The organism is Rhodococcus parequi (genome assembly GCF_046042785.1).
Lineage (GTDB): Bacteria > Actinomycetota > Actinomycetes > Mycobacteriales > Mycobacteriaceae > Prescottella > Prescottella parequi.
The window spans coordinates 776,031-795,550 of sequence record NZ_JBDLNV010000001.1; the positions used below are offsets into that span (position 1 = coordinate 776,031).

Genomic DNA, 19,520 nt, shown 5'->3' on the forward strand with positions numbered 1-19,520 from the left:
TACCTCCGAATCATGGGTACCTTCGGGGCGCCGGTGTGTCAGTCGTCCGCCAGTAGCGGTCCGAGAGGTCCCAGATCGATGTTGAGATCCTCCGGTTCGAGGCCGAAGTGTTCCCGCAACTCCTCCATCTTCTCCTCGAGCAGCATCAGCGTCGTTCCGATGCGTTCGATCTGGTCGTCGGAGAGGTCCCCGGCGTCGACCCGGCGCAGCGCCTGCCGTTCCATCAGCTGCCGCAGTAGTTCGACGAGAGTGAGCACGAGTGCCACGAGGCCCCGTTCGACCGACTCGGGGTCGGCGTCGATCCGTTGCCGCGTCGACGGGGGGCGCGGACGGGACGGTGAATCGTCGCTCGGAAGTGGTCGACCGTCGCTCACTGCCCGGTCTCCGGCGTTCCGTCGATCGGCGGGGTGAGAGCACTGACCGACGACACGAGGGTGCGGAGAGAAATGTGGACCATGTCCACGTCGGCGATCGAAAGCGTGATCTCACCCGCGACCACCACGCCGCCACCGAGGACGCGATCGAGGAGATCGACCAGCGCGATTCGCCGATCCGGAACGCCGCTCATCGGACACCCGCCTCGACGGAGGTGAAGGAGTACGGCGGCCAGGGGCCGGTGAGCGTCACCTCGACGTCGTCGAGCCGTTCGCCGAGGTGCTCGACCGCCGTGACGAAGTCGCGGTGGTGGTCGTTGTCGACCAGGAACGATGCATTGAGGATCTCCAGCGAACGCCGCGTGGACAGGTCGGGAGGAGAGGGTGGCTGCCGCACGCCGGCCACCGCCCACCGCGCCAGCTCGGCGAAGAGTTCGTCGGCCCGCCGACCCGCGGCGGACTCGGCCTCCTCCCGGGCGGCCACCTTCGCCCGCCGCTGCATGAGATATGCCGTCCCGGAAGGCCTGTTGGGCTTGTCGGCGGTGTCCCGGGCCTCGGTGCGGGGACGATCGAGGTAGGCCCGCACACCCCATTCGGAACGGTCGGTGATCTGTTCCAACGCCTCCCCGAGCTGGTCGGCATTGTCGCGCAGCATCGTTCGCACACGATCGTCGTCGAAGTACACGGTCGCCAGTCGCAGCGGCACGGTGGCGCCGCCGGCGCAGATCGCGGCGACGACCGCGTCGTGACGGCGTGCCGTCTCGGAGAGCCAGTCGAGGTCCTCGAGGTTGCGGCGCAGCGCTTCCTCTCCGAAGACGTCGAGACGCACGGTGCCGACGACGGCCGCGAAGCCCGATCCGGTGACCGTCCGCAGTTCCTCACCGGCCACCCCGCGGATGCCGGAGATTCCGCCGGGGAACGGTTCCTCGGTGGTCACCGCGTACACCCACACGCCGTCGTCAGGAGTCGTCACCGGGCTCCTCCTCCGCGAGCGCCTCGGCGGGGTGCACGGCCGGTTGCGAGCCGGGCGTCAGGTCCGCGACGCGTCCCTCACCGGATTCGAGAGCCTCGATGCGGGAGCGCAGACGCTCGTTCTCGAGTTCCAGGTCCCGGTCCCGGTCCCGGTTGCCTCCGGACAACCACGGGTCGTGTTCCCACCAGTCGATGCCGACTTCGCGAGCGGTCTCGAGCGACGCGATCACCAGTCGCAGTTTGATGGTCAGCAGTTCGATGTCGAGGAGGTTGACCCGGATGTCACCGGCGATGACGATGCCCTTGTCCAGAACCCGTTCGAGGATGTCGCCGAGGTTGGCCGGTTCGTGGCCGGCGCCGCCGAGACCCTGGCTGTACTGCTGTGGGTAGTTCGAACCGCCTCCGGACATCGTCACTGTTGTGCACCCTTCTCGGACCGACCGCGCGTGTACTGACGGCTCCTCCGGTAGGACAGCAGCATTCCGTCCATGTCGAGGACGACGACGTAGATCGCCAGAACATCGGAGGACGACGGAATTCGGCGGTCCTCGACGACCTCCACCTCGACGGACCAGCCCTCGTCGCTCGGCGCGACGGAAACCGCTCCGATCGGCGTCCGCCCGGTGAGTGCGGCGATCTGGCGAGCAGCTTCGGCGGCCGCTTGCGGTGCAGTGAGATCGTTGTGCTCGTCGGGGTCTCGCGGTTCGGTCATCGTTCACTCCTCCTCGCGGGGGGTGCCGACGTCTCTGCGGCGGGTGACCCGGTGGAGAACCTCGTCCTCGGCCCGCGCGGCTTCGTCCTCCGAGATCCGTCCCGAACGCCGCCCCTCCTCGATCGCCTCGAGGTCACGGCGCATCGCGGCGGGGCTCGTCGTCTCTTCCTCCACCTGACGGCGTATCACCTCCCCGATCCACACCACACCTCGGACCGGGGCCAGCGGGAGCCCGAACACGGCCGAGAAGAGTCCCATGTCAGGTTCCCGGTGCCCGAGTCTTCACGAAGTCGTATGCGGCCAGCGGTCCGGTCACGGTCACGTCGACCCGACCCTGCCAGTCGTCGATCAGTGGAGCCACGGCCTCGTCCAACTCCTCCGCCCGGTCCGCGGATATCAGCACGGCCACCGAACCGGCCCCCTCGTCGTCGGTCGGTTCGCGCGCCGATACGGCCGCGGCGACGGGCTCGACCGCCTCGACGATGCGCCGGGTGTCCTGCTCGCGCTTGCCGGTGAACGCCCGGCTGATCAGCTCGCCGAGCGCCAGGCGCTCGTCCCGGGTCGCGTCCTCGGGTTTGTCGCGTATGGCGTCGCGAAGACGTCCGGCTTCGGGTTCCTCCGAGAGGACCTCCCGCAGGATCGCGTCCTCGACATACTTGCCCTTGACGACGAACTGAACCATGCCCTCGAGCTGCTCGAGCGCCTCGTGGAACTCGTCTCGATACGGTTCGAGAAGCTCGGCTACCACCGCATCGGTATCGGTGAGTACCGCACCGAAGCGCAACGGCAGCACCGGTGCCACCGTTGCCGTGGCGTCGAGCACGGCGGCGTGAGTGCGAAGATCGTCGGAGCTGCCGAGCGGGGCATCCGGGTCGATCTCACTGACCAGTGCGGCGACGTCGTCGTGTGTCACGGTCTTCAGCGGCCGCGGTGGGGAACCGATGCCGGTGGCGTCCTCCTTCACTTCCACGTCCGCGGGCACCAGTCCGTACACGTACACCACGGGGCCCCCTCCGTCCGGCGCGGATTCCTGTTCGCTCATCGGTCCCTGCCTCCACCGGAGTGCCCGCGGCGCTGCTTCTCGCGCTCGTCCTGTGCGCCGCCGAGGAAGTCGAGCACCTTCTCGCCGGCGGCCTCGATGGCGCCCTTCGTCTTGCCCTCCGCAACGCCGGAGGTCATGTCCTGCACCATGTCCGGCAATCCTTTCGGCTGGGTCTCGGAAATCTCCAGGCGATTGGCCGCCTCCGCGAACCGCAGATACGTGTCGACACTGGCGACCACGACGCGGGCATCGATCGTGACGAGTTCGATGCCCACGAGGGACAGTCGAACGTAGGCATCGATCACGAGACCTTTGTCGAGAATCGTGTCCACGACGTCCGCGAGGCTTTGGGAGCCGGGGCCGCCCGCGCCACCGCCCCCTTGAACCATGGTCATCTTCCGATCACTCCTCCCGGCGGCGCTTACGTGCTGCTCCGCTGGTCCTCTCGCCCCCCGGAGCCGGTTGCTGCTTCCTCGCCGCCGTCGTCCTCGTCCGCCGGCTCGTCCGCCGGCTCGTCGTCGCTCTCCTCGCTCTCGTCGAAGTCTTCGTCTTCGTCCGCGCCATCCTCGGCCCCGTCGTCCTCCTCGTCGGCCCCGTCCTCCTCGTCGCCCTCGGGCTCCTCCTCGAGTTCGTCCTCAGGTACCACCTCGCCGTCGTGAATCTCGCCGTGCCAACCCTCGATATCGTCGGGATGCAGGAGTGTCTGGATCATCACCTGGCGTCGGAAGTGTTTGAGTTCCAGACGGATTCGTCGACCCTGGGCGCGCCAGATGTTCCCGGTCTTCTCGAAGAAGCCTTGCGGGTGGTACTCGATCACGACAAGTACCCTGGTGAGGTCGGGGGTGAGTTCGTGGAACGTGACCGCGCCGTCCAGATATCCCTTGTCGCCTTTCGAGCGCCACACGATGCGTTCGTCCTGGACCTGTTCGAGGATCGTGGATTCCCAGGAGCGGTGGGACCAGAAGACCTGCGCCTTCCATCTCAGCTTCTCATCCGAGATCTGTTCCACCTGCTCGAGCTTCTTCATGAACCGGGGAAAGTCGGCGAACTGAGTCCACTGGTCGTACACGAGGTCGACCGGTGCGCCGATGTCGATCTGTTCGACGATGTTGGTGATCTTGTCCCGCTTGCCCTTACCTTTACCCTTGCCTCCGCCGGTGAGGGCGTCCTTGAGGTCGCGCCCCTTCTCCTTGATCTTTCCCGTCACGGACGACATTCCGGCCTTGAGCGCCACTTTCGCGGGGGACTCGCCCTGGGCGAGTCCGGTGACGGCGGATGCGAGACCGCCACCGCCGCCGCCCTCCGTGAACTGATCCAGGTTGCCGACCGTCGAGGTGACGGTATCGGTCAGCGACTTCACCCCCTTCTGCGCGACGGCACCGACGAGGTGCTGCAGGGACGACTTGAGTTGGTCCCCGCCGGCCGCGGCTCCCTGTTCCTCGGTCCCTTCCTTCGTTGCGGTCATCGCTCTCACCTCCCGGTACGGCGCACGGGTGCGTCGGCGGACGCGGTCGACCGTGTTCGCGTACGCGACTTCGGCTCGGAGTCCTTACGCGTGCGCGGGGTGCTGCGTCGTGAGGTCGACGTCCGTGGCGCCGCGGCTCGGCGACGGGGCTCCTCCTGCTCGTCGTCGCCCGCGGTGTCGTCGGAGTCGGTCCGCTTCTTGCGCTGCCGCGGGGCGGGCGGGCGCTCATCCGTCGACGCGTCGGATTCGGATACCTCGGTGTCTTCGTCCGCCTCCGGCGCCGCTTCCTTCTCGTCGCCCTGCGACTCCTTGCCGCCGAGGAGTCCCTCACCGATCTTGCCGACGGTGTCGCCGACGTCCTCGCCCACCTTGCCGACGCCCTCGCCCACGCCGGATCCGACGCCCTCGATGCGATTGGTGAGGGCGTCGATCCGGTTGCTCGCGGCGGCGACCGCCGCGCGTTTCGCTGCATCGGTGAGTTCACCTCGGACGCTCTCGGTGAGTTTCCCGACTTCCGCCGAGTCGCCGAGCCGTTTGATGCCCTCGCGCACCAGATCGCGGGAATTGCTGGGTAGGCGCCCGGTCGCTCCCGCTCCGGCGAGCATCAGCGCGACCTTCATCTTCCGGGTTCGGCCGAGAAAATAGCCGACCGCGACACCGAGGGCGACTCGCATGCCACCTTTCATGACCGGTTCCTTCGTACGGGGAGGGACATGCCCGGCACCCCACCGGCCCGGATCGACACGCTCCACGCGATCGGATAGCCGCTTCGGCGACCGTGCAAACACGGATCGGGAATTCACTTGCCCACACGGAGCGCGGCGAATGACTCGAGGCTCGACGGGGTACTCGGGTGAGAAGCGACCAGGAGGACGAGATGACCGATCCACGAGCAGCCGACGGACCCGATCCCGACCCCCGCAACACACCGGACCTCGAGCCGGGCGGAGGCGTGCCCGCCGGGTCGACGCCGCCCGCGTCGGGCGGGACGTCGGGCGTGTCGGAGCACGAACCGGACACGCGCCACGGATTTCCGGTGACCGGCGCGGCCACGATCGTCGTGGTCGCCCTCATCGTGGTGGTCTTCGCCGCGGTGGTGGTCGCGCTGATCCTGATGGCCACCGGCGTCTGGTGAGGTACGCCGCCCGCTGCGATCAGCCCCGACGGTGGTTCGCGCGGGCCGCTTCGTCCATCTCGACCGACGCGCTCACGTGGCCGGATACCGCTTCTCCCGCAGCACCCGTGCGAGGTGCGCCGCGTTGACGGCCAGGGTCGAGTTAGTCGAGGCCACCGCCTCCGGAACATCCTCCAGGTCGTTGTAGTCGCCGGGAGTCATCGCCTCGCCGTTCCAGTAGGTGCAGCCCTGGGCGGGCACGGAGAACCCGATGTCGTTGAGGGCTTGGAACAAGCTCGCGACGATGGCATGGGCGCCGTCCTCGTTCCCCACGACTGCGGCCGTGGCCACCTTGTCGAACAGGATGGGACGTCCCTCGTCGTCCGTTTCCGAAAGCTCGGCGTCGAGGCGCTCGAGGACGCGTTTCGCGACGCTCGCCATCTGCCCCAGCCACGTGGGCGTCGAGATCAGCAGGATGTCGGATTCGAGGACTGCGCGCCGGAGGGCCGGCCACTCGTCACCCTCTCCCATGTCCTTCTCGACCCCGGGGGCGATGTGGTGGTCCACGACCCGGATCGTTCGTCCCGAGATCCCGTGCTTTTCCAGTTCGCCCAGCACCTGGTGGGCTATCAGGTCGCTGCTCGACGGCCCCGGGGAGGGTTTGAGCGTGCAGACGAGGGCGAGTGCGGTCGGTTCTTCTGTCATGGTCACGGATACCCCGGCTGCGGGCTTCTCACGCGTGCGGCGGGGAATCCGCAAGGTCGGTGTTTGACGCCCTCCGGCACGGGTAGCCCGTCCACGCCCGCATTCGGAATCGGAGGCCTCGATGTCGGAGCATCTCGACGACCATGCATCGCAACTCCACGCGGCTCTCGACGTCGTGGTGGCCGCGACCCCGCTTCTCGAGCGGTGGGGCCGGCACCTCGCCGCCGCTCTGCCCGGAGGCGCGAGACTGTTGACATGTGGAAACGGCGGTAGTGCGGCGGAAGCTCAGCACCTCACGGGAGAACTGGTCGGTCGTTTCGAGGGGGAGCGAATGCCGCTCTCTGCGATCGCCCTTCACGCCGAGACGTCGTCCGCCACCGCTATCGCGAACGACTACGGAATCGACGAGATGTTCGCGCGCCAGGTCCGGGCGCACGCCCGCGCGGGAGACATCCTGCTGTGTCTGTCGACCAGCGGGCGAAGTCCGAACGTGCTGACCGCAGCCAAGGCAGCCCACGAGATGGGGGTCACGACGTGGTCCATGACCGGGCGCGAGCCCAACCCGTTGGCCTCGCTCGTGGACGAGGCCATCGCGGTGGACGCGCCCCGCGTCTCGACCGTGCAGGAGGTCCACCTGGTCCTCGTGCACGCGCTGTGTGCCGAGATCGACACGGCACTGAGGGACATGACACCGAGGGACACGACACCGAGGGACACGGCGCCGAGGTCCACGCCGTGACCCGCATGGTGGTGGTGGGGGATTCGCTTCTCGACGTCGATCTCGAGGGCCACGTCGAGCGGCTCTCGCCCGAGGCACCGGTGCCGGTGTTCGACGCGGACAGCGTTCGGGTACGGCCCGGCGGCGCCGCGCTGGCCGCCGTGCTCGCGGCCCGCGACGTCGACGACGTGGTGCTGGTGACGGCGGTTGCCGCCGACGCGGACGGACGTCGGCTCGTCGAACTCGTCTCCGAACACTGCGACGTCGTCCCGCTCGGCCTGTCGGGGGCGACGGTCACGAAGACACGGATCCGGACCGACGTGCAGCACCTGTTGCGGATCGATTCCGGCGACGGAACCACCGCGAGCACACCCGTCACGTCCGCCGTCGAGCGTGCGCTGAATGCCGCCGACGTGATCGTCGTCGCCGACTACGGGCGCGGCACGACGCGGCACCGCGGTCTGCGGACCCTGGTCGCATCGCTGGCGACAGACGTTCCGCTGGTGTGGGATCCGCACCCGCGCGGTGCGACGCCGGAGCCGGAGTGTGCGCTGGTCACGCCGAACCTGCGCGAGGCGTACGGGGCACTCGGCGGCGGTTCCGAAGCGCTGGTGCCGGCGGAGGCCGGACGGCGCCTGCTCGGACAGTGGGGGACACGGGCGGTGGCGATCACCCAGGGCTCGGGTGGTGCGACCGTCGTCGAGCGCGGACATCGCGTCCACGTGGTGCCGGTCCCCGAGGTGCCGGTGACGCTGCGCACCGGCCGACTGGACACCTGCGGCGCCGGTGATCGCTTCGCGACGGCCGCCGCCGCCGCACTGGGCGGCGGCGCATCGGTGACCGAAGCGGTGGCGGTCGCGGTCGACCATGCGTCCCGTTTCGTGTCCGCCGGCGGCGCGGGTTCGATGGCCACCGCGGACCGCGGCGCCGCGTCGAGGCGGGTCCGGCGGCCCACCGAACGCTGCTCGGATGCGCGGATCCTCGCGGATCGGGTGCGTGCTGCGGGCGGCCGCTTGGTTGCCACCGGCGGATGCTTCGATCTCGTCCATCCAGGGCACCTGCGCCTGCTCCGCGAGGCGGCGGCGCTCGGGGATGCGCTGGTGGTGTGCCTCAACTCCGACGAATCCGTACGCCGGCTGAAGGGCGCCGGCCGTCCGGTACTGGGCCAGGACGCGCGGGCGGCGATGCTGCGCGAACTGGACGCCGTCGACGCCGTCGCGATGTTCGACGAGGACACCCCGAGTCGACTCCTGGAGCGGCTGCGGCCCGATGTCTGGGTCAAGGGTGGCGACTACCGGTCGACCGATCTTCCCGAGGCGGAGACGGTCCGGCGGAACGGGGGAGAAGTGCGGACGATCCCGACGTTCGGTGACTACTCGACGACGAAGGTCGTTGCCGCGATCGAATCGCAACGGGAAGTGTTCCGGGACCGCGCCGGTCTCGGCTTCGAAGGGAGGAATCCGTGACCGACATCGGGAACGTGCTCATCTCGGGCGGTGCGTCGGGCCTGGGCGCCGCGACCGCCACCGCCGTCGCCAAGGCGGGAGGGACACCGCTGGTGCTCGACGTGGCGGTGCCCGACAGCGAACACGCCTACCGGCTCGTGGACATCGCCGACAGTGCCGCGGTGGCCGAGGCGACCGCCGAACTCGCGGCCGGGGTGGGCGGGCGACTCGACGGCGTCTTCACGGCCGCCGGAATCGACTGCTGCGGAAAGCTGGAGGACGTGCCCGCGACCGACTGGGAGCGCGTCGTCGCCGTCGACCTGATGGGCACCGCGGCGGTCGTGCGCGCCGCACTGCCTCATCTGGCCAGCCCGGCCGGGCGCGTCGTGACCTGCGCGTCGACCCTCGGGCTCAAGGCGGTGAGCGACGCAACCGCCTACTGCGCGGCCAAGTTCGGGGTCGTGGGCTTCACCCGTGCGCTCGCTGCCGAGACGGCCGGCCGGTACGGGGTCACCCTGCTGGTACCCGGTGGGATGGACACGGCATTCTTCGACGGTCGTACCGAGCAGTATCGTCCGCCGCCGGACGCGCACCTGAATCGGCCGGAGGACGTAGCCGCGGCGGTCGTCTACGCGCTGGGTCAGCCGCCCGGGTGCGAGATCCGGGAAATGGTGGTCTGCGCGTCCGAAGAGTCGTCGTGGCCGTGAGCGACGTATTGGCGCTGCGGGCGCTGGGCATGGGTGACCTGCTGACGGCGGTCCCGGCGCTGCGGGCGTTGCGGCGCGGGTTTCCGCGTGCGCGACTACGCCTGGCCACCGCGATCGAGTTGCGGGACCTCGTCGGCATGATCGGCGGCGTCGACGACATCGTGCCCACGTCCGGATTGAGCGCCATGGCCTACCGTTCGAGTCCGGACCTGGCCGTGAACCTGCACGGGCGGGGCCCGCAGAGCACGACGCTGCTGCGCCGCTCCGCCCCCGGCGCCGTCTGGTGCCACCGGGATCCGCACATCGGGGCGGACGGTCCGGAGTGGGACGAGCGGCTGCACGAAGTCGACCGGTGGTGCGCGCTGCTGCTGCACCACGGGGTGCCCGCCGACCCGGCGGATCTGCGGATCCGGCGCCCCCGGACGGCGCCCGTCGTCGGCGCGATCGTCGTCCACCCCGGTGCGGCGAGCGCGGCCCGTCGCTGGCCCGCCGATCGGTTCGCCGCGGTGATCCGGGAGCTGGCGGACGCGTTCGGGGGCGCCGTCGTAGTGACCGGTGGTCCGGGGGAGCGGGCGCTCGTGGACGACGTGTGCCGGGCCGTGGGGCCCCGCGTGCCGGTTCGGCGCGCGGTCCCGTGTCGACTGGGCGAGCTCGCCGCGCTCGTGGCGCATGCGCGGCTGGTGATCTGCGGGGATACCGGAACGGCCCATATGGCAACGGCATTCGGGACGCGTTCGGTCGTGCTGTTCGGGCCGACACCCCCGCTGACGTGGGGGCCGCGGATCGACCTGGACCTGCACACCGTGGTGTGGTCCGGCCGCCGCGGGGACCCGCATGCCGCGCGCCTCGACCCCGGACTGGCGGACATCGCGGCGGAGGCCGTGGTGACGGCCGCGTCGGCACAGTTGGTGAGGTGAGGTCGACGATGACCGGACGGCAGGTGGGCGTCGTGGGAGCCGGATACGTCGGGCTCACCACCGCCGCCTGTCTGTCGCACCTGGGGCACTCGGTGCGGTGTGTGGACAACGATGCCACTCGTGTCGCGAGACTGCGTCGAGGCGCGGTCGACATCCTGGAGCCGCAGCTCGCCGATCTCGTCGGCAGCGGATTGCGTGACGGGACAGTCCGTTTCGACACCGGTCTCGATGCGCTGGCCGATTGCGACGTCGTGGTTCTCTGCCTGCCCACTCCGCCCGGTCGGGACGGTGCACCCGACTTGGGCAGCGTGACGTCGGTGTCGGAATCGATCTCCCACGAGATCCCGGGGTTGTTCGCGTTGGCGGTGAAGTCGACCGTCCCTCCGGGAAGTGCTCGCGCGCTCCAGGATTCACTCGGGACGGGTCGAATAGGCGTCGTCAGCAATCCCGAGTTCCTGCGCGAGGGCCGATCCGTCGCGGACTTCCTCCGGCCCGAGCGCATCGTGGTGGGCGGACCGAGCGGTGATGCCGTCGACGCCGTCGCGTCGCTGTACAACTCGGTTGCCGCTCCCGTCTTCCGTACCGACTGGGAGAGCGCCGAACTCGCGAAGTACGCGTGCAACGGATTCCTCGCGGTCAAGGCCTCCTACACGAACGAGCTCGCGGACCTGTGCAGCGCGGTCGGCGCCGACGTGTCGGAGGTGACCGCCGTGATGGCCGCCGACCCGCGCATCGGCGGATCCTTCCTGGCACCCGGGCCGGGGTGGGGCGGTTCCTGTCTCCCCAAGGACACGTGCGGATTGATCGACACCGCACGCCGTGTCGGATTGGTGCTGGACACCGTGCAGGCCGCGGTGCTTTCCAATACGCGTCATCGAAAGCGGCTGGTGGCGAGGATCGCCGAGGAACTGACGGGAGACCCGGGGGCATCGCTCGAGGGGCATCGGATCGGGATTCTGGGGCTGACGTTCAAGGCCGGCACCGGCGATATCCGGGAATCCCCCGCACTGGCCGTCGTGCACGACCTGTGCGTCCGCGGCGCGGTCGTCACCGCATACGACCCCGCGTGCGGATCACAACGCGCGTCCGCTGTCGACACCGACGGCGAGTTCCAGGTGGTCGACGACTCCGCGGCGGCCGTGAAGAGCGCGTCGGCTGTCGTGGTCCTGACGGAGTGGCCCGAGTTCCGCGCCGTCGACTGGAGCGCCGCTGCGCGGGAAGTGCAGCGGCCCCTCGTCATCGATGCGCGCAACCTGCTCGACCCCGCGGCCCTGGCCGCATGCGGCTTCTCCTACCACGGAATCGGACGATGGTGACGGCCCAGGGCGCTCACGAGTCGTTCTGCCGGCGTTCGCGGTGCACGTCGTTCATCTGACGGGTCTTGCCCTCCGCGGTGCCGGCCTCGGGCGTCGGCGCGTCGCCGCGACGCCGGCGATACCACCAGCGCACGTTCACCGCGGCGATGATCACCACGAGTGCGACGATGACCAGGATTTCCATCGGCTCTACCTCCTGTCGTGCCTTCGTTCCGGGGCGCTACTGCTCGGGGTGGGTCGTCTCCGGCGGGTGATCCTCACCTCGCCGGGTGCCCGGCTCGTGCGCCGGTCCCACGCCTTCGTCGGACGCAGACGGCTGTTCGTGTTCCACGCCGCTTCGCTGTGCCTCGCCGGTGCCGTCGGGATCTCCGGCCCGGGCACGCATGTGCTCGGCCGACTTCGCCTCCGTCTGGCGATCGTCGTACGGCGGCACGGCGGCGTCTTCGGACGACGATCCGTGACCCCCGGCGTCCGAGGGGCGCTGCCAGCCCGGTTCGCCCGACGAGGTCATGGATTCCTCCTCGAAGGCGCCCTCGCGTCGGTGCTCACCTGCGCTGGGGTCGTCGGCGCCGGTGTCGCGTGACCCGGGAGCGCCCCGTTCGGACTGCGGTTCCTCGTCCAGATGTTCGCCCGGTCGTTGCGTCATGACTGCCTCCTGGAGATCCGCCGGCGCCAGGGCCGACGGCGGGGTTTCCTCGTGCATGCCGAGTACCCACTCGCCGGGATCGCGACACACGAAAGTGTCGGGCGGAAGCGGGATTGACCTTCGTGATCGCGGGTATCCCGCTGGTGGACGACCCGAAACGGAAGGGGTGAGAGATGTCCAGCGACCCTCGGCGGACATCCGCTCGGAAGCGCTCGGCAACGGAGATGGTGGCGTTGGCGTTCGGCGTCGTGTTCCTCGTCGTCGGAATCCTGGGCTTCATCCCCGGGATCACGACCGACTACGACACGATGACGTGGGCAGGTCATCACTCGGATGCGAAGCTGCTCGGAATATTCGAGGTATCGGTACTGCACAACATCATCCACCTGGCCTTCGGTGTGGCCGGAATCCTGATGGCCCGGAGCATGGGACTCGCCCGGACATATCTGATCGGCGGCGGAATCGTCTACTTCGCGGTGTGGATCTACGGCGTCTCGATCGATCGCGACGACGCCGCCAATTTCATTCCGGTCAACGACGCCGACAATTGGCTCCACCTGGGCCTCGCGGTGGCGATGATCCTCATCGGTGGATTTCTCCCGCCGTTGGAGACACGCAACGCGGAGCCGGCGGCGAGGCGAGTGGACTGACCGTCACGTCGGCTTCCGGACCCCGACGGGGCCCCGGCGGAGCGACGCCGTCAACCGCTCGAGAACCGACCGATCCGCGAGAACGGGGCTGCCGGTACCCGCCCGGTCGACCATCCCCTCCGCCAGTTCGCGGACGACCTCGGGGCCGTCGGTGTGCGCGGTCCACCCCAACTCGTCGCGCGCCCGGGTGGCATCCACCAGCGGTGTCGAATACGCGAGGTCGATCCATCCGCCGTCGACGGGTTGCACATGCAGTCGCCACGTGGCCCCAGCGACTTCGCGCAGCGCGCGGGCGGGAACGTGCACGCCGGAGACGGAGAGACCGGCGAGCAGATCGGCGCTCGTCGCCGGGACGTCGGACGCGATGTTGTAGATCCGCGACCGTCGCTGCCGGATCGCAGCGGCGACGGCTGCCGCAGCGTCGGCGGCGTGCACCGCGGGGATGCACAGGCTTCGATCGATGGGCACCAGCGGTGCGAAACGTAGTGCCCGCGCCGGGATCCAATCCGGGAGCATGTAGTGCAGCAGTTGATTTCCGGCGCGGTACTGCCCGATCAACCCGGGCCGCAACACCGTCACGGAAGGGGCGGCGCCGGAATCCACGTGGCCGCGGATGGCGTGCTCGGCCGCCACCTTGTCCTGACTGTAGACGGAGGAGCGCACCCCCGAGGTGGGCCACGACTCGTCCACGGGGCGGCCGTACGCGCCCGCCGAATAGACCGCCGAGGAGGACACGTGCACCAGATGCTCGACGCCGCACGCGGCGGCCGCGTCGAGTACGGCGCGGGTGCCGCTCACCCCGGTGGCGTGCAGGTAACGGCGACGATGGGTCGGCTGGAAACCCCACGCGAGGTGGACCACCGCGTCGGCCCCCGCGAACGGCAGCCTGAGCCGCTCGGCGGCGTCCGGCGCCGCGACGTCCACCGTGTGCCAGGACGCCCCCGCGTAGGGAGGTTCGTCCGGTGGCCGCCGCCGCGCGATGCCGACGATCTCGTGGCCGCCTTCCTCCCACAGGGCACGCAGCAGCGCCGTACCGAGATTGCCGGTGGCGCCGGTGATCGCGATCCGCATCGTCACCTCCGCTTCGACGAACGCCACACGACCTCGGCGACCGCGCGGTTGAGGCCTCGGCGGACGGGGGCGCCGAGGCCGTGCTGCGCAAGGGCGGCCCGGGCGGCGTTGAGCCCGCAGACGCCGTGGACGCCGCCACCCGGGTGTGCGGACGCGCTGGCGAGGAACAACTTTCCGACTGGGGTCTCGGGCCGGGAGGAGCCGGGGACGGGCCGGAACACCAGTTGCTGGTGCAGTTGCGCAGTGCCGCCGTTGACGGCGCCGTCGACCAGGTTCGCGTCCGCGCGTTCGAGGTCGGACGGCCGCTGGACGGTCCGCGCCACCACCCGTGACCCGAAGCCCGGGGCGAAGCGTTCGAGCTGTTCGTCGGTGCGTTCGGCGATCTTCTCGGCGCTGGCGTCGTCGGCGACGCCGCGCGGCAGATGCGTGTACGCCCAGGCGCTCTCGGTGCCCTCCGGGGACCGGGTCGGATCTGCGGTCGTCATCTGACCCACCAGAAGGAACGGGTGTTCGGGGAGTTCACCGGCGGCCAGTTGGGTGTGCCACTTCGCGAGCTTCGTCGTGTCACCGCCCACGTGAACGGTGCCGGCCCGCCGGACCGTATCGGCCTGCCACGGAATCTTCTCGCGCAGAGCGTAGTTCACCTTGACGACGGGAGTGTCCCATTCGAAGTGCTCGAGGGCGGTCCGGACGTTGGCCGGGACGACCTCGCGGGGGAGCAGCTGTTCGTAGAGGGCGGGCGCGGACACGTCCGCCAGGACCGCGCGCCGGGCCCGGACGGTGCGACCGTCGGCCAACCGGACCCCGGTGGCCGCGTTCGCCTCGACGGTCACACCCTCGACGCGGCTGTTGCACTCCACCCGGCCACCCGCTGCCTCCAGTCGCCGGACCAGGGCGTCGGTGAGCGCGCCCGCGCCGCCGACCGGGACCGGGAAGCCGACGTCCTGGGCGAGCATGCCCAGAAGGAAGCCCATCGCGCCGCTGATCGGTGCGTCGGGTGGCACGTCGGCGTGCAGGGCGTTGCCCAGCAGCAGAACCTTGGCCGCCTCGCCGGCGAACAGTTCCTGACCCATCCGGTTCGCCGGCAGCAGGAGGAACCGGGCGATCCGCAGGGCCTCAGCGGAACCGAGTTCGCGCAGCAGCTTCATCGGTCCTCGGAGCGGCGGGAACGGGCCGAACAGGGTGCCCAGCAGGGGCTCGCGAATCCGTTCCCACATCCGGTACAGCTCGAGCCACCGCTCGCCGTCGCCGCTGTGGAATCGCTCCAGAGCGGCCGCCGTGGCGGCGGGGTCCGGGTGGACGGCGGGGGCGTCCTCGTCCGCCGCGTCCAGCGGGTGCGCCACCGAGATCGGTGCCCTGCTCCAGGACAGTCCGTGGGTCTCCAGATCGAGTGACTCGAATGCGGGTGACACCGCGCTGAGGGGATAGAACGCACTGAAACGGTCGTAGCGGTAGCCGGGATGGAGGTCGCCGGATCGAACGGCACCCCCGGGGGTCGGCTCGGCCTCGAGCACCAGCACGTCCCATCCGCGGTCGGCGAGCGTGATCGCCGCCACCAGCCCGTTGGGTCCGGCGCCCACGACGATTGCGTCTGCTCGTTCGGTCATCCGATCACCCGAGTGTCGGCGCGGTCGAACCGTCGCCCGGATGGGAGGGACTCTCCGCGAGGAGCGCCAGGCGCCGGATGCACTCCCGATTGCGGGGCACCGCGGCCAGTTCGACCACGCTCTGCGGGAACCACGACATGGGAGGCGAGGCGAGATGCTCGCCCATCTCGATCACGCTGCCCACGCCGTCGGGACGCACCTGTATCTCGATCCGCGCTCGGCCGAAACCCTTCGCGCGGGCGATCAACGTGAGTGCTTTCCCAGGATCGGCCTCGAGGACCTCGGTGTGGTCGTCGATCAGGAACGGCCACAAACCGACCGAATGATGGATGCGGGTGCCCGGCGCGGGCCATTCGGGGTCCACGGCACGCATGCGCGACGCCCCGACCACCCAGCCCGGGTAGCGCCAGCCGTCGGCGAGGACGTCCCACACCTGGGACGGAGAAGCTGTTGTTTCCCAATGGGCCTCGAATCTCATGTCTGCCTCTCGGACGTGCGTCTCCGGAGCGGATGCAACTGACGGTGTATTCCCGAGTCGCCCGGAAGTGAAACCTGCCCGGCCCGACGACGGCCGGAGGATGGTTGGGCGGGCGCCGGTCCGGGTATACGAACCGTGATCGTCGTCGTCGAGACGGGGCGAACGGTCGAGAAGTTCGTGCGAGACGAGGGTTCGGAGGGTGGCGCCGTGACCGGTGCGGTTTCGGGTCGGGAGCCGTCGAGTCCGCCGCTGGTCTCGATCACCACTCTGGCCGAACTGGTCGCCCTGACGGCGTCGACCCACGGCATCTTCCTGCGCTACTCGGCCGGCCCGGACCGCGACGGCGCCGACTGTCGGAGTGTCGACCGGGAATCCGGGATCGACATGCCGGGCCTGGTCGTGACGCCCTTGTCTCCCGAGCCGTGGTGGCCCGGCACCGCCGAGGGCTGGATCGCCCGGCGCCTCCACCGCTGTTGCGGTCTCGGCGAGCAATCGCCCGACGAACGGACCCGCGACGAACGGCAGCCCGATCGTTTCCCCTGGTTGCTGACCGGCACCGTCATCGGTCACAGCCTGGACCTGGAGCCACTCGTGGCGCACTTCCGTCCGTTGGCGCGGATCCATCGCTCGGTACTCGAGGAGGCGGCCCGCCTGTACGAGCAGCAGTTCGTCCCGTCCACCCGAGCCGAGCAGTAGGGATCCGGCCCCCGTCCGGTCCCCGACAAGGAAGGGAAATCGAATGAGGAAGATCATCGCCACTGCCCTGGTAGGTGCCGGCGCCGTGCTCACGCTCGCGGCGTGCGGCGACGACAAGGACGACAGCACCGACACGACGATGCAGACGTCGATGGAGATGCCGGCGACCACGGAAACCGAGACCGGCGAAGCGAGCCCCACATCGGTCACATCGACCGAACAGCTGGGGACCGTCGACCAGGCCAAGCTCGACGCATTCGTGGTCGCGTTCCGAACCGGCTACTCGGATCTCTCGGAGGACCGCGACGACGACAGCATCGAGAACATCGTCATCACCTCGTGCAACGACCTCGCCAACGGGGTGAGCGAAGAGCAGGTGACCGACAAGATCCGGGTGCTGGCGGCCAACAAGGGCACCGAGCCGTCGCAGGATCAGGCCGAGCGGATCTACGACATCGTCACACCGGCCTGCCCGTGACGCCCGGCCACCGCCCGCGGGTTCCGGTCGGCGCGCAGGTCTCAGTCGTCGCGCTGACCGGTACCCGTCGACAGTTCGTGCAGCCGGCGCGAGACGGAATCCCCGGCCAACGGCGCTGTCGGTAGCCCCGCCCCGGACCGGAGTCCGCCGAGCAAGGTCTCGAGGGTCTCCCGCGGGGTGAACCGGGGTCGCCAGTCGAGTTCGGTCTCGGCCCGAGTGCTGTCCAGCAGTGGTAGCGCGAGGACGGTGTCGAGCAACCCTGGAGAGGCGGGAAGCACCCGGAGATGCCACGCGGCCGACGTCGCGAGCCGCAGCGCGCGGCGCGGAATCGGAATCGGGCGGGCCCCGAGAAGTTCCGCGAGATACCGGCCGTCGATCGCCGGCGTGGTCGCGAGGTTGAACGCGCCCTGTACCGGTCGAAGTACTGCCTGCACGATCGCGGCGGCGGCGTCGCTCGTGTGCAGCACCTGCGCGATCAGCCCGTCGGCCATGGGGACTGCGGGGATCAGACCGCGGCGAACGAGGCTGCCGGGAACGAGGGGCCCGGCGAACAGTCGGCGCTGTTCGGTCGCCGACCGCCGCTTGAACAGGAAGCACGGTCGCATACGGACCACCCGGGTGTCGGGGTGGCGGAGTTCGAACGCGTCGAGCCACCGTTCGAGGTAGGCCTTCTCGCGCGGGTAGGCGGCGCCGGGCCACCCGTGGGTGGGCCATTCCTCCGAGACTGCCCGATCCGACGGACCGGGGGAGTAGGCGGCCAGCGACGACGTGTAGACCAGTGCCGGTACCTGCTCGGCCGCGACCGCTTCGAAGAGGCGGATCGCACCGAGAACGTTGTTGTCCCAGGTGACCTCGGGTCGGTGGGTCGGCTGGAACAACCACGCCAGATGGACGACGACGTCGGCGCCCCGCACGATGGTGCGGAGATCGTCGGTGGTGGTGTCGGCGACCACGAAGCGGGTTTTCGGTCGGACCAGGTCGGTCGGGCGCCGGGCGGCGCCGACGATCTCTCCGATCGCCGATTCCTCCCCGAGCGCCTCGACCACGCTCGTACCCACGTTGCCTGTGGCGCCGATGACGACGACGCGCAGTTTGCTGTCGGTTCCCATGCGAGAGCGGGTACCCCGGGCCGACGCACGATAACCGTGGACTCCGGGGCCGCTGCGTCATCGCCGCCCCGGCGATCGGAGGGCGACAGGCGGCGGCGACAATGGCGTCATGCCGTTGATCCAGATCAGCCAGACGCCCGGACTGACCGCCGAACAGAAGCGCGAGACGATCGCCGCGGTCACCAAGGCATACGCCGAGGCGACCGGAAAGAACGCGTCGTCGGTGTGGGTGACCATCACCGAGGTTCCGCGGGAGCACTGGGGCGTCGGCGGCGAACCTCTGGGCTGACCCCGCAGCCGCGGATCGCGGCGACCTTCCGATTCATCGCGTGCCGGATCACTTTCTGGAACAAGAGGTTCCGTAATCCGGTGAGGTTGGTTCCGTGGTGTGCGTAGAAGGCGTCCGGATCGTCGTACGTACCGAAGTCGCCGTTGACTCCGGTCTTCTGGATCGCAGTATCCGTGCCGGTCCACGCCACCGGCGGATCGCCGATGTCCTCGGTACCCGCGCCGTATCCGGGGAACGGGCCCTCCGGCGCCACGGTGTTGCGGAGCCCGTTCAGGTAGTCGGCATCGAGAATGACCCCCTCGAGATCGACCCACCGGTCGTCGATGGGATCAGGACGCGCTCTCCGGACACGCGTCGCGGCGGACCGTCATTCCCAGCAGCGCCGACGGACTCAGTCCGAAATTGGTCCTGAACACCCGGCTCAGGTGCGACGAGTCGCTGAATCCGGCTGCCACCGTGGCCTGAGTGAGGTTGTCGCCGAACGCTACTCGCTCACCGACTGTGCGCAGACGGATCCACAACGCGTAGCGGCGGAAGGGGATACCCACTTCGCGGTGAACAGGTGGGTCAGCCGCGAGGGGGAGATGTGGGCCGCCGCAGCGGCGTGCCCCAGCGTGGCCCGCGACCCGGGCTCGCTCTCCAGCTGCCGCAGTGCCGACAGCACCGGTTCCGACAGGCGGGCCGGACGCGGCGGCCCGTCCGGGGCGATGGCGCGAACCAGGGTGTCGATGGTGCGCACGGCGTCCGAGTCGTCGGCGTGATCGATCGCGATGCGTTCCATCGCGTCCTCGAACTCCCCGCCGCGGGCCCGATCCGCGGCGAGGCCGAGCCCGCGACCCCGTGGCCCGAACGGCTCGTCCAGGGAGACCATCACCTGCACGGCGTGGTGCGCGTGGAGACCCGAGTCGCCGCCGACGCCTCGATAGAGAACCGCGCCGGGCGTCAACGTCAGCCTGCCGTCCCACGGCGGGGGTTTGCGCGGTGGCACCGGAGCCATGGCAGTCACGAG

General features: G+C 69.7%; 29 protein-coding genes. 10 read left to right on the forward strand and 19 right to left on the reverse strand.

Annotated elements, in window-relative coordinates:
• Positions 1 to 38: 38 nt before the first annotated feature.
• The 10 genes from ABEU20_RS03690 to ABEU20_RS03735 form a co-directional block, all read right to left on the reverse strand.
• On the reverse strand, positions 39 to 302 hold the full coding sequence (locus tag ABEU20_RS03690; RefSeq protein WP_420163141.1) for a gas vesicle protein K: 264 nt from the start codon (positions 300 to 302) through the stop codon (positions 39 to 41).
• A 68-nt stretch (positions 303 to 370) separates the two neighbouring features.
• Complete coding sequence (gvpJ, locus tag ABEU20_RS03695) at positions 371 to 568, reverse strand: gas vesicle protein GvpJ (protein WP_420163012.1); 198 nt, start codon at positions 566 to 568, stop codon at positions 371 to 373.
• A complete protein-coding gene (locus ABEU20_RS03700; RefSeq protein ID WP_420163013.1) occupies positions 565 to 1,347 on the reverse strand; it encodes a GvpL/GvpF family gas vesicle protein in 783 nt (260 codons plus the stop codon). Before ABEU20_RS03700 ends, gvpJ (ABEU20_RS03695) begins: the two co-directional genes overlap by 4 nt.
• The gene (locus ABEU20_RS03705) at positions 1,334 to 1,762 is read right to left on the reverse strand and encodes a gas vesicle protein (RefSeq protein ID WP_420163014.1); all 429 of its coding nucleotides are present in this window, start codon (positions 1,760 to 1,762) and stop codon (positions 1,334 to 1,336) included. Before ABEU20_RS03705 ends, ABEU20_RS03700 begins: the two co-directional genes overlap by 14 nt.
• The gene (gene gvpO / locus ABEU20_RS03710) at positions 1,759 to 2,058 is read right to left on the reverse strand and encodes a gas vesicle protein GvpO (RefSeq protein ID WP_420163015.1); all 300 of its coding nucleotides are present in this window, start codon (positions 2,056 to 2,058) and stop codon (positions 1,759 to 1,761) included. Before gvpO ends, ABEU20_RS03705 begins: the two co-directional genes overlap by 4 nt.
• Before the next feature lie 3 nt (positions 2,059 to 2,061).
• Positions 2,062 to 2,316: a gas vesicle protein GvpG gene (locus ABEU20_RS03715; protein WP_420163016.1), complete on the reverse strand. Its 255-nt coding sequence runs from the start codon at positions 2,314 to 2,316 to the stop codon at positions 2,062 to 2,064.
• A gap of 1 nt (position 2,317) precedes the next feature.
• On the reverse strand, positions 2,318 to 3,100 hold the full coding sequence (locus ABEU20_RS03720; RefSeq protein WP_420163017.1) for a GvpL/GvpF family gas vesicle protein: 783 nt from the start codon (positions 3,098 to 3,100) through the stop codon (positions 2,318 to 2,320).
• Positions 3,097 to 3,495, reverse strand: coding sequence for a gas vesicle protein GvpJ (gene gvpJ, locus ABEU20_RS03725; protein ID WP_420163018.1), 399 nt, complete (start codon positions 3,493 to 3,495; stop codon positions 3,097 to 3,099). The genes ABEU20_RS03720 and gvpJ (ABEU20_RS03725) overlap by 4 nt, the downstream gene beginning before the upstream one ends.
• Before the next feature lie 26 nt (positions 3,496 to 3,521).
• Positions 3,522 to 4,565: an SRPBCC family protein gene (locus ABEU20_RS03730; protein ID WP_420163019.1), complete on the reverse strand. Its 1,044-nt coding sequence runs from the start codon at positions 4,563 to 4,565 to the stop codon at positions 3,522 to 3,524.
• A gap of 5 nt (positions 4,566 to 4,570) precedes the next feature.
• On the reverse strand, positions 4,571 to 5,251 hold the full coding sequence (locus ABEU20_RS03735; RefSeq protein WP_420163020.1) for a hypothetical protein: 681 nt from the start codon (positions 5,249 to 5,251) through the stop codon (positions 4,571 to 4,573).
• A gap of 191 nt (positions 5,252 to 5,442) precedes the next feature.
• Between ABEU20_RS03735 and ABEU20_RS03740 the strand changes: the two genes are divergently transcribed.
• Complete coding sequence (locus tag ABEU20_RS03740; RefSeq protein WP_420163021.1) at positions 5,443 to 5,700, forward strand: DUF6480 family protein; 258 nt, start codon at positions 5,443 to 5,445, stop codon at positions 5,698 to 5,700.
• A gap of 72 nt (positions 5,701 to 5,772) precedes the next feature.
• Here the strand turns inward: ABEU20_RS03740 and ABEU20_RS03745 are convergent, their stop codons facing one another.
• Positions 5,773 to 6,384: a flavodoxin family protein gene (locus ABEU20_RS03745; protein WP_420163022.1), complete on the reverse strand. Its 612-nt coding sequence runs from the start codon at positions 6,382 to 6,384 to the stop codon at positions 5,773 to 5,775.
• A gap of 121 nt (positions 6,385 to 6,505) precedes the next feature.
• Between ABEU20_RS03745 and ABEU20_RS03750 the strand changes: the two genes are divergently transcribed.
• From ABEU20_RS03750 to ABEU20_RS03770, 5 genes are read left to right on the forward strand one after another with little or no spacing between them, the layout of a single operon-like run.
• Positions 6,506 to 7,123, forward strand: a complete 618-nt coding sequence (locus ABEU20_RS03750) for a D-sedoheptulose-7-phosphate isomerase (protein ID WP_420163023.1) — start codon at positions 6,506 to 6,508, stop codon at positions 7,121 to 7,123.
• A gap of 5 nt (positions 7,124 to 7,128) precedes the next feature.
• Positions 7,129 to 8,568: a PfkB family carbohydrate kinase gene (locus ABEU20_RS03755; RefSeq protein ID WP_420163142.1), complete on the forward strand. Its 1,440-nt coding sequence runs from the start codon at positions 7,129 to 7,131 to the stop codon at positions 8,566 to 8,568.
• Positions 8,565 to 9,254, forward strand: a complete 690-nt coding sequence (locus ABEU20_RS03760; RefSeq protein WP_420163024.1) for an SDR family oxidoreductase — start codon at positions 8,565 to 8,567, stop codon at positions 9,252 to 9,254. Before ABEU20_RS03755 ends, ABEU20_RS03760 begins: the two co-directional genes overlap by 4 nt.
• Positions 9,251 to 10,171: a glycosyltransferase family 9 protein gene (locus ABEU20_RS03765; RefSeq protein ID WP_420163025.1), complete on the forward strand. Its 921-nt coding sequence runs from the start codon at positions 9,251 to 9,253 to the stop codon at positions 10,169 to 10,171. The genes ABEU20_RS03760 and ABEU20_RS03765 overlap by 4 nt, the downstream gene beginning before the upstream one ends.
• 8 nt (positions 10,172 to 10,179) lie before the next feature.
• Positions 10,180 to 11,487, forward strand: coding sequence for a UDP-glucose dehydrogenase family protein (locus ABEU20_RS03770; RefSeq protein WP_420163026.1), 1,308 nt, complete (start codon positions 10,180 to 10,182; stop codon positions 11,485 to 11,487).
• A 13-nt stretch (positions 11,488 to 11,500) separates the two neighbouring features.
• Here the strand turns inward: ABEU20_RS03770 and ABEU20_RS03775 are convergent, their stop codons facing one another.
• Positions 11,501 to 11,671 (reverse strand): hypothetical protein, encoded by a 171-nt coding sequence (locus tag ABEU20_RS03775; RefSeq protein ID WP_420163027.1) that lies wholly within the window; start codon positions 11,669 to 11,671, stop codon positions 11,501 to 11,503.
• A 36-nt stretch (positions 11,672 to 11,707) separates the two neighbouring features.
• Entirely contained in the window at positions 11,708 to 12,133 is a 426-nt protein-coding gene (locus tag ABEU20_RS03780; protein WP_420163028.1) for a hypothetical protein, read from the reverse strand.
• 173 nt (positions 12,134 to 12,306) lie between these two features.
• Here ABEU20_RS03780 and ABEU20_RS03785 point away from each other — a divergent pair, with 173 nt between their 5' ends.
• The gene (locus ABEU20_RS03785; protein WP_420163029.1) at positions 12,307 to 12,783 is read left to right on the forward strand and encodes a DUF4383 domain-containing protein; all 477 of its coding nucleotides are present in this window, start codon (positions 12,307 to 12,309) and stop codon (positions 12,781 to 12,783) included.
• Between the two features lie 3 nt (positions 12,784 to 12,786).
• On the opposite strand, the gene ABEU20_RS03790 is transcribed toward ABEU20_RS03785, so the two are convergent.
• From ABEU20_RS03790 to ABEU20_RS03800, 3 genes are read right to left on the reverse strand one after another with little or no spacing between them, the layout of a single operon-like run.
• Positions 12,787 to 13,881, reverse strand: a complete 1,095-nt coding sequence (locus ABEU20_RS03790; RefSeq protein ID WP_420163030.1) for an NAD-dependent epimerase/dehydratase family protein — start codon at positions 13,879 to 13,881, stop codon at positions 12,787 to 12,789.
• A complete protein-coding gene (locus ABEU20_RS03795; RefSeq protein ID WP_420163031.1) occupies positions 13,857 to 15,461 on the reverse strand; it encodes a phytoene desaturase family protein in 1,605 nt (534 codons plus the stop codon). Before ABEU20_RS03795 ends, ABEU20_RS03790 begins: the two co-directional genes overlap by 25 nt.
• A gap of 4 nt (positions 15,462 to 15,465) precedes the next feature.
• Positions 15,466 to 15,939 carry an SRPBCC family protein gene (locus ABEU20_RS03800; protein ID WP_420163032.1) on the reverse strand — a complete coding sequence of 158 codons (474 nt, stop codon included), beginning with the start codon at positions 15,937 to 15,939 and terminating at the stop codon, positions 15,466 to 15,468.
• Between the two features lie 207 nt (positions 15,940 to 16,146).
• Between ABEU20_RS03800 and ABEU20_RS03805 the strand changes: the two genes are divergently transcribed.
• Both ABEU20_RS03805 and ABEU20_RS03810 read left to right on the forward strand, forming a co-directional pair.
• Positions 16,147 to 16,635 carry a DUF6098 family protein gene (locus ABEU20_RS03805; protein WP_420163033.1) on the forward strand — a complete coding sequence of 163 codons (489 nt, stop codon included), beginning with the start codon at positions 16,147 to 16,149 and terminating at the stop codon, positions 16,633 to 16,635.
• A 43-nt stretch (positions 16,636 to 16,678) separates the two neighbouring features.
• Positions 16,679 to 17,113, forward strand: coding sequence for a hypothetical protein (locus tag ABEU20_RS03810; RefSeq protein ID WP_420163034.1), 435 nt, complete (start codon positions 16,679 to 16,681; stop codon positions 17,111 to 17,113).
• Positions 17,114 to 17,154: 41 nt separating this feature from the next.
• On the opposite strand, the gene ABEU20_RS03815 is transcribed toward ABEU20_RS03810, so the two are convergent.
• Positions 17,155 to 18,222 (reverse strand): NAD-dependent epimerase/dehydratase family protein, encoded by a 1,068-nt coding sequence (locus ABEU20_RS03815; protein ID WP_420163035.1) that lies wholly within the window; start codon positions 18,220 to 18,222, stop codon positions 17,155 to 17,157.
• Between the two features lie 109 nt (positions 18,223 to 18,331).
• On the opposite strand from ABEU20_RS03815, the gene ABEU20_RS03820 reads away from it, so the two are divergent.
• Entirely contained in the window at positions 18,332 to 18,511 is a 180-nt protein-coding gene (locus ABEU20_RS03820; protein WP_420163036.1) for a tautomerase family protein, read from the forward strand.
• A gap of 329 nt (positions 18,512 to 18,840) precedes the next feature.
• Here the strand turns inward: ABEU20_RS03820 and ABEU20_RS03825 are convergent, their stop codons facing one another.
• Entirely contained in the window at positions 18,841 to 19,059 is a 219-nt protein-coding gene (locus ABEU20_RS03825) for a helix-turn-helix domain-containing protein (protein WP_420163037.1), read from the reverse strand.
• A complete protein-coding gene (locus tag ABEU20_RS03830) occupies positions 18,996 to 19,517 on the reverse strand; it encodes a hypothetical protein (protein WP_420163038.1) in 522 nt (173 codons plus the stop codon). Before ABEU20_RS03830 ends, ABEU20_RS03825 begins: the two co-directional genes overlap by 64 nt.
• Between the last annotated feature and the right edge of the window lie 3 nt (positions 19,518 to 19,520).

What these genes read in the sequence shown, in the direction of transcription:
- gvpJ (WP_420163012.1), bottom strand. Translation starts at nt 568, where the DNA reads ATGAGCGGCGTTCCGGATCGGCGAATCGCGCTGGTCGATCTCCTCGAT.
- gvpO (WP_420163015.1), bottom strand. Translation starts at nt 2,058, where the DNA reads ATGACCGAACCGCGAGACCCCGACGAGCACAACGATCTCACTGCACCG.
- ABEU20_RS03715 (WP_420163016.1), bottom strand. Translation starts at nt 2,316, where the DNA reads ATGGGACTCTTCTCGGCCGTGTTCGGGCTCCCGCTGGCCCCGGTCCGA.
- ABEU20_RS03720 (WP_420163017.1), bottom strand. Translation starts at nt 3,100, where the DNA reads ATGAGCGAACAGGAATCCGCGCCGGACGGAGGGGGCCCCGTGGTGTAC.
- gvpJ (WP_420163018.1), bottom strand. Translation starts at nt 3,495, where the DNA reads ATGACCATGGTTCAAGGGGGCGGTGGCGCGGGCGGCCCCGGCTCCCAA.
- ABEU20_RS03730 (WP_420163019.1), bottom strand. Translation starts at nt 4,565, where the DNA reads ATGACCGCAACGAAGGAAGGGACCGAGGAACAGGGAGCCGCGGCCGGC.
- ABEU20_RS03735 (WP_420163020.1), bottom strand. Translation starts at nt 5,251, where the DNA reads ATGAAAGGTGGCATGCGAGTCGCCCTCGGTGTCGCGGTCGGCTATTTT.
- ABEU20_RS03740 (WP_420163021.1), top strand. Translation starts at nt 5,443, where the DNA reads ATGACCGATCCACGAGCAGCCGACGGACCCGATCCCGACCCCCGCAAC.
- ABEU20_RS03745 (WP_420163022.1), bottom strand. Translation starts at nt 6,384, where the DNA reads ATGACAGAAGAACCGACCGCACTCGCCCTCGTCTGCACGCTCAAACCC.
- ABEU20_RS03750 (WP_420163023.1), top strand. Translation starts at nt 6,506, where the DNA reads ATGTCGGAGCATCTCGACGACCATGCATCGCAACTCCACGCGGCTCTC.
- ABEU20_RS03755 (WP_420163142.1), top strand. Translation starts at nt 7,129, where the DNA reads ATGGTGGTGGTGGGGGATTCGCTTCTCGACGTCGATCTCGAGGGCCAC.
- ABEU20_RS03770 (WP_420163026.1), top strand. Translation starts at nt 10,180, where the DNA reads ATGACCGGACGGCAGGTGGGCGTCGTGGGAGCCGGATACGTCGGGCTC.
- ABEU20_RS03775 (WP_420163027.1), bottom strand. Translation starts at nt 11,671, where the DNA reads ATGGAAATCCTGGTCATCGTCGCACTCGTGGTGATCATCGCCGCGGTG.
- ABEU20_RS03780 (WP_420163028.1), bottom strand. Translation starts at nt 12,133, where the DNA reads ATGACGCAACGACCGGGCGAACATCTGGACGAGGAACCGCAGTCCGAA.
- ABEU20_RS03785 (WP_420163029.1), top strand. Translation starts at nt 12,307, where the DNA reads ATGTCCAGCGACCCTCGGCGGACATCCGCTCGGAAGCGCTCGGCAACG.
- ABEU20_RS03795 (WP_420163031.1), bottom strand. Translation starts at nt 15,461, where the DNA reads ATGACCGAACGAGCAGACGCAATCGTCGTGGGCGCCGGACCCAACGGG.
- ABEU20_RS03800 (WP_420163032.1), bottom strand. Translation starts at nt 15,939, where the DNA reads ATGAGATTCGAGGCCCATTGGGAAACAACAGCTTCTCCGTCCCAGGTG.
- ABEU20_RS03810 (WP_420163034.1), top strand. Translation starts at nt 16,679, where the DNA reads ATGAGGAAGATCATCGCCACTGCCCTGGTAGGTGCCGGCGCCGTGCTC.
- ABEU20_RS03815 (WP_420163035.1), bottom strand. Translation starts at nt 18,222, where the DNA reads ATGGGAACCGACAGCAAACTGCGCGTCGTCGTCATCGGCGCCACAGGC.
- ABEU20_RS03820 (WP_420163036.1), top strand. Translation starts at nt 18,332, where the DNA reads ATGCCGTTGATCCAGATCAGCCAGACGCCCGGACTGACCGCCGAACAG.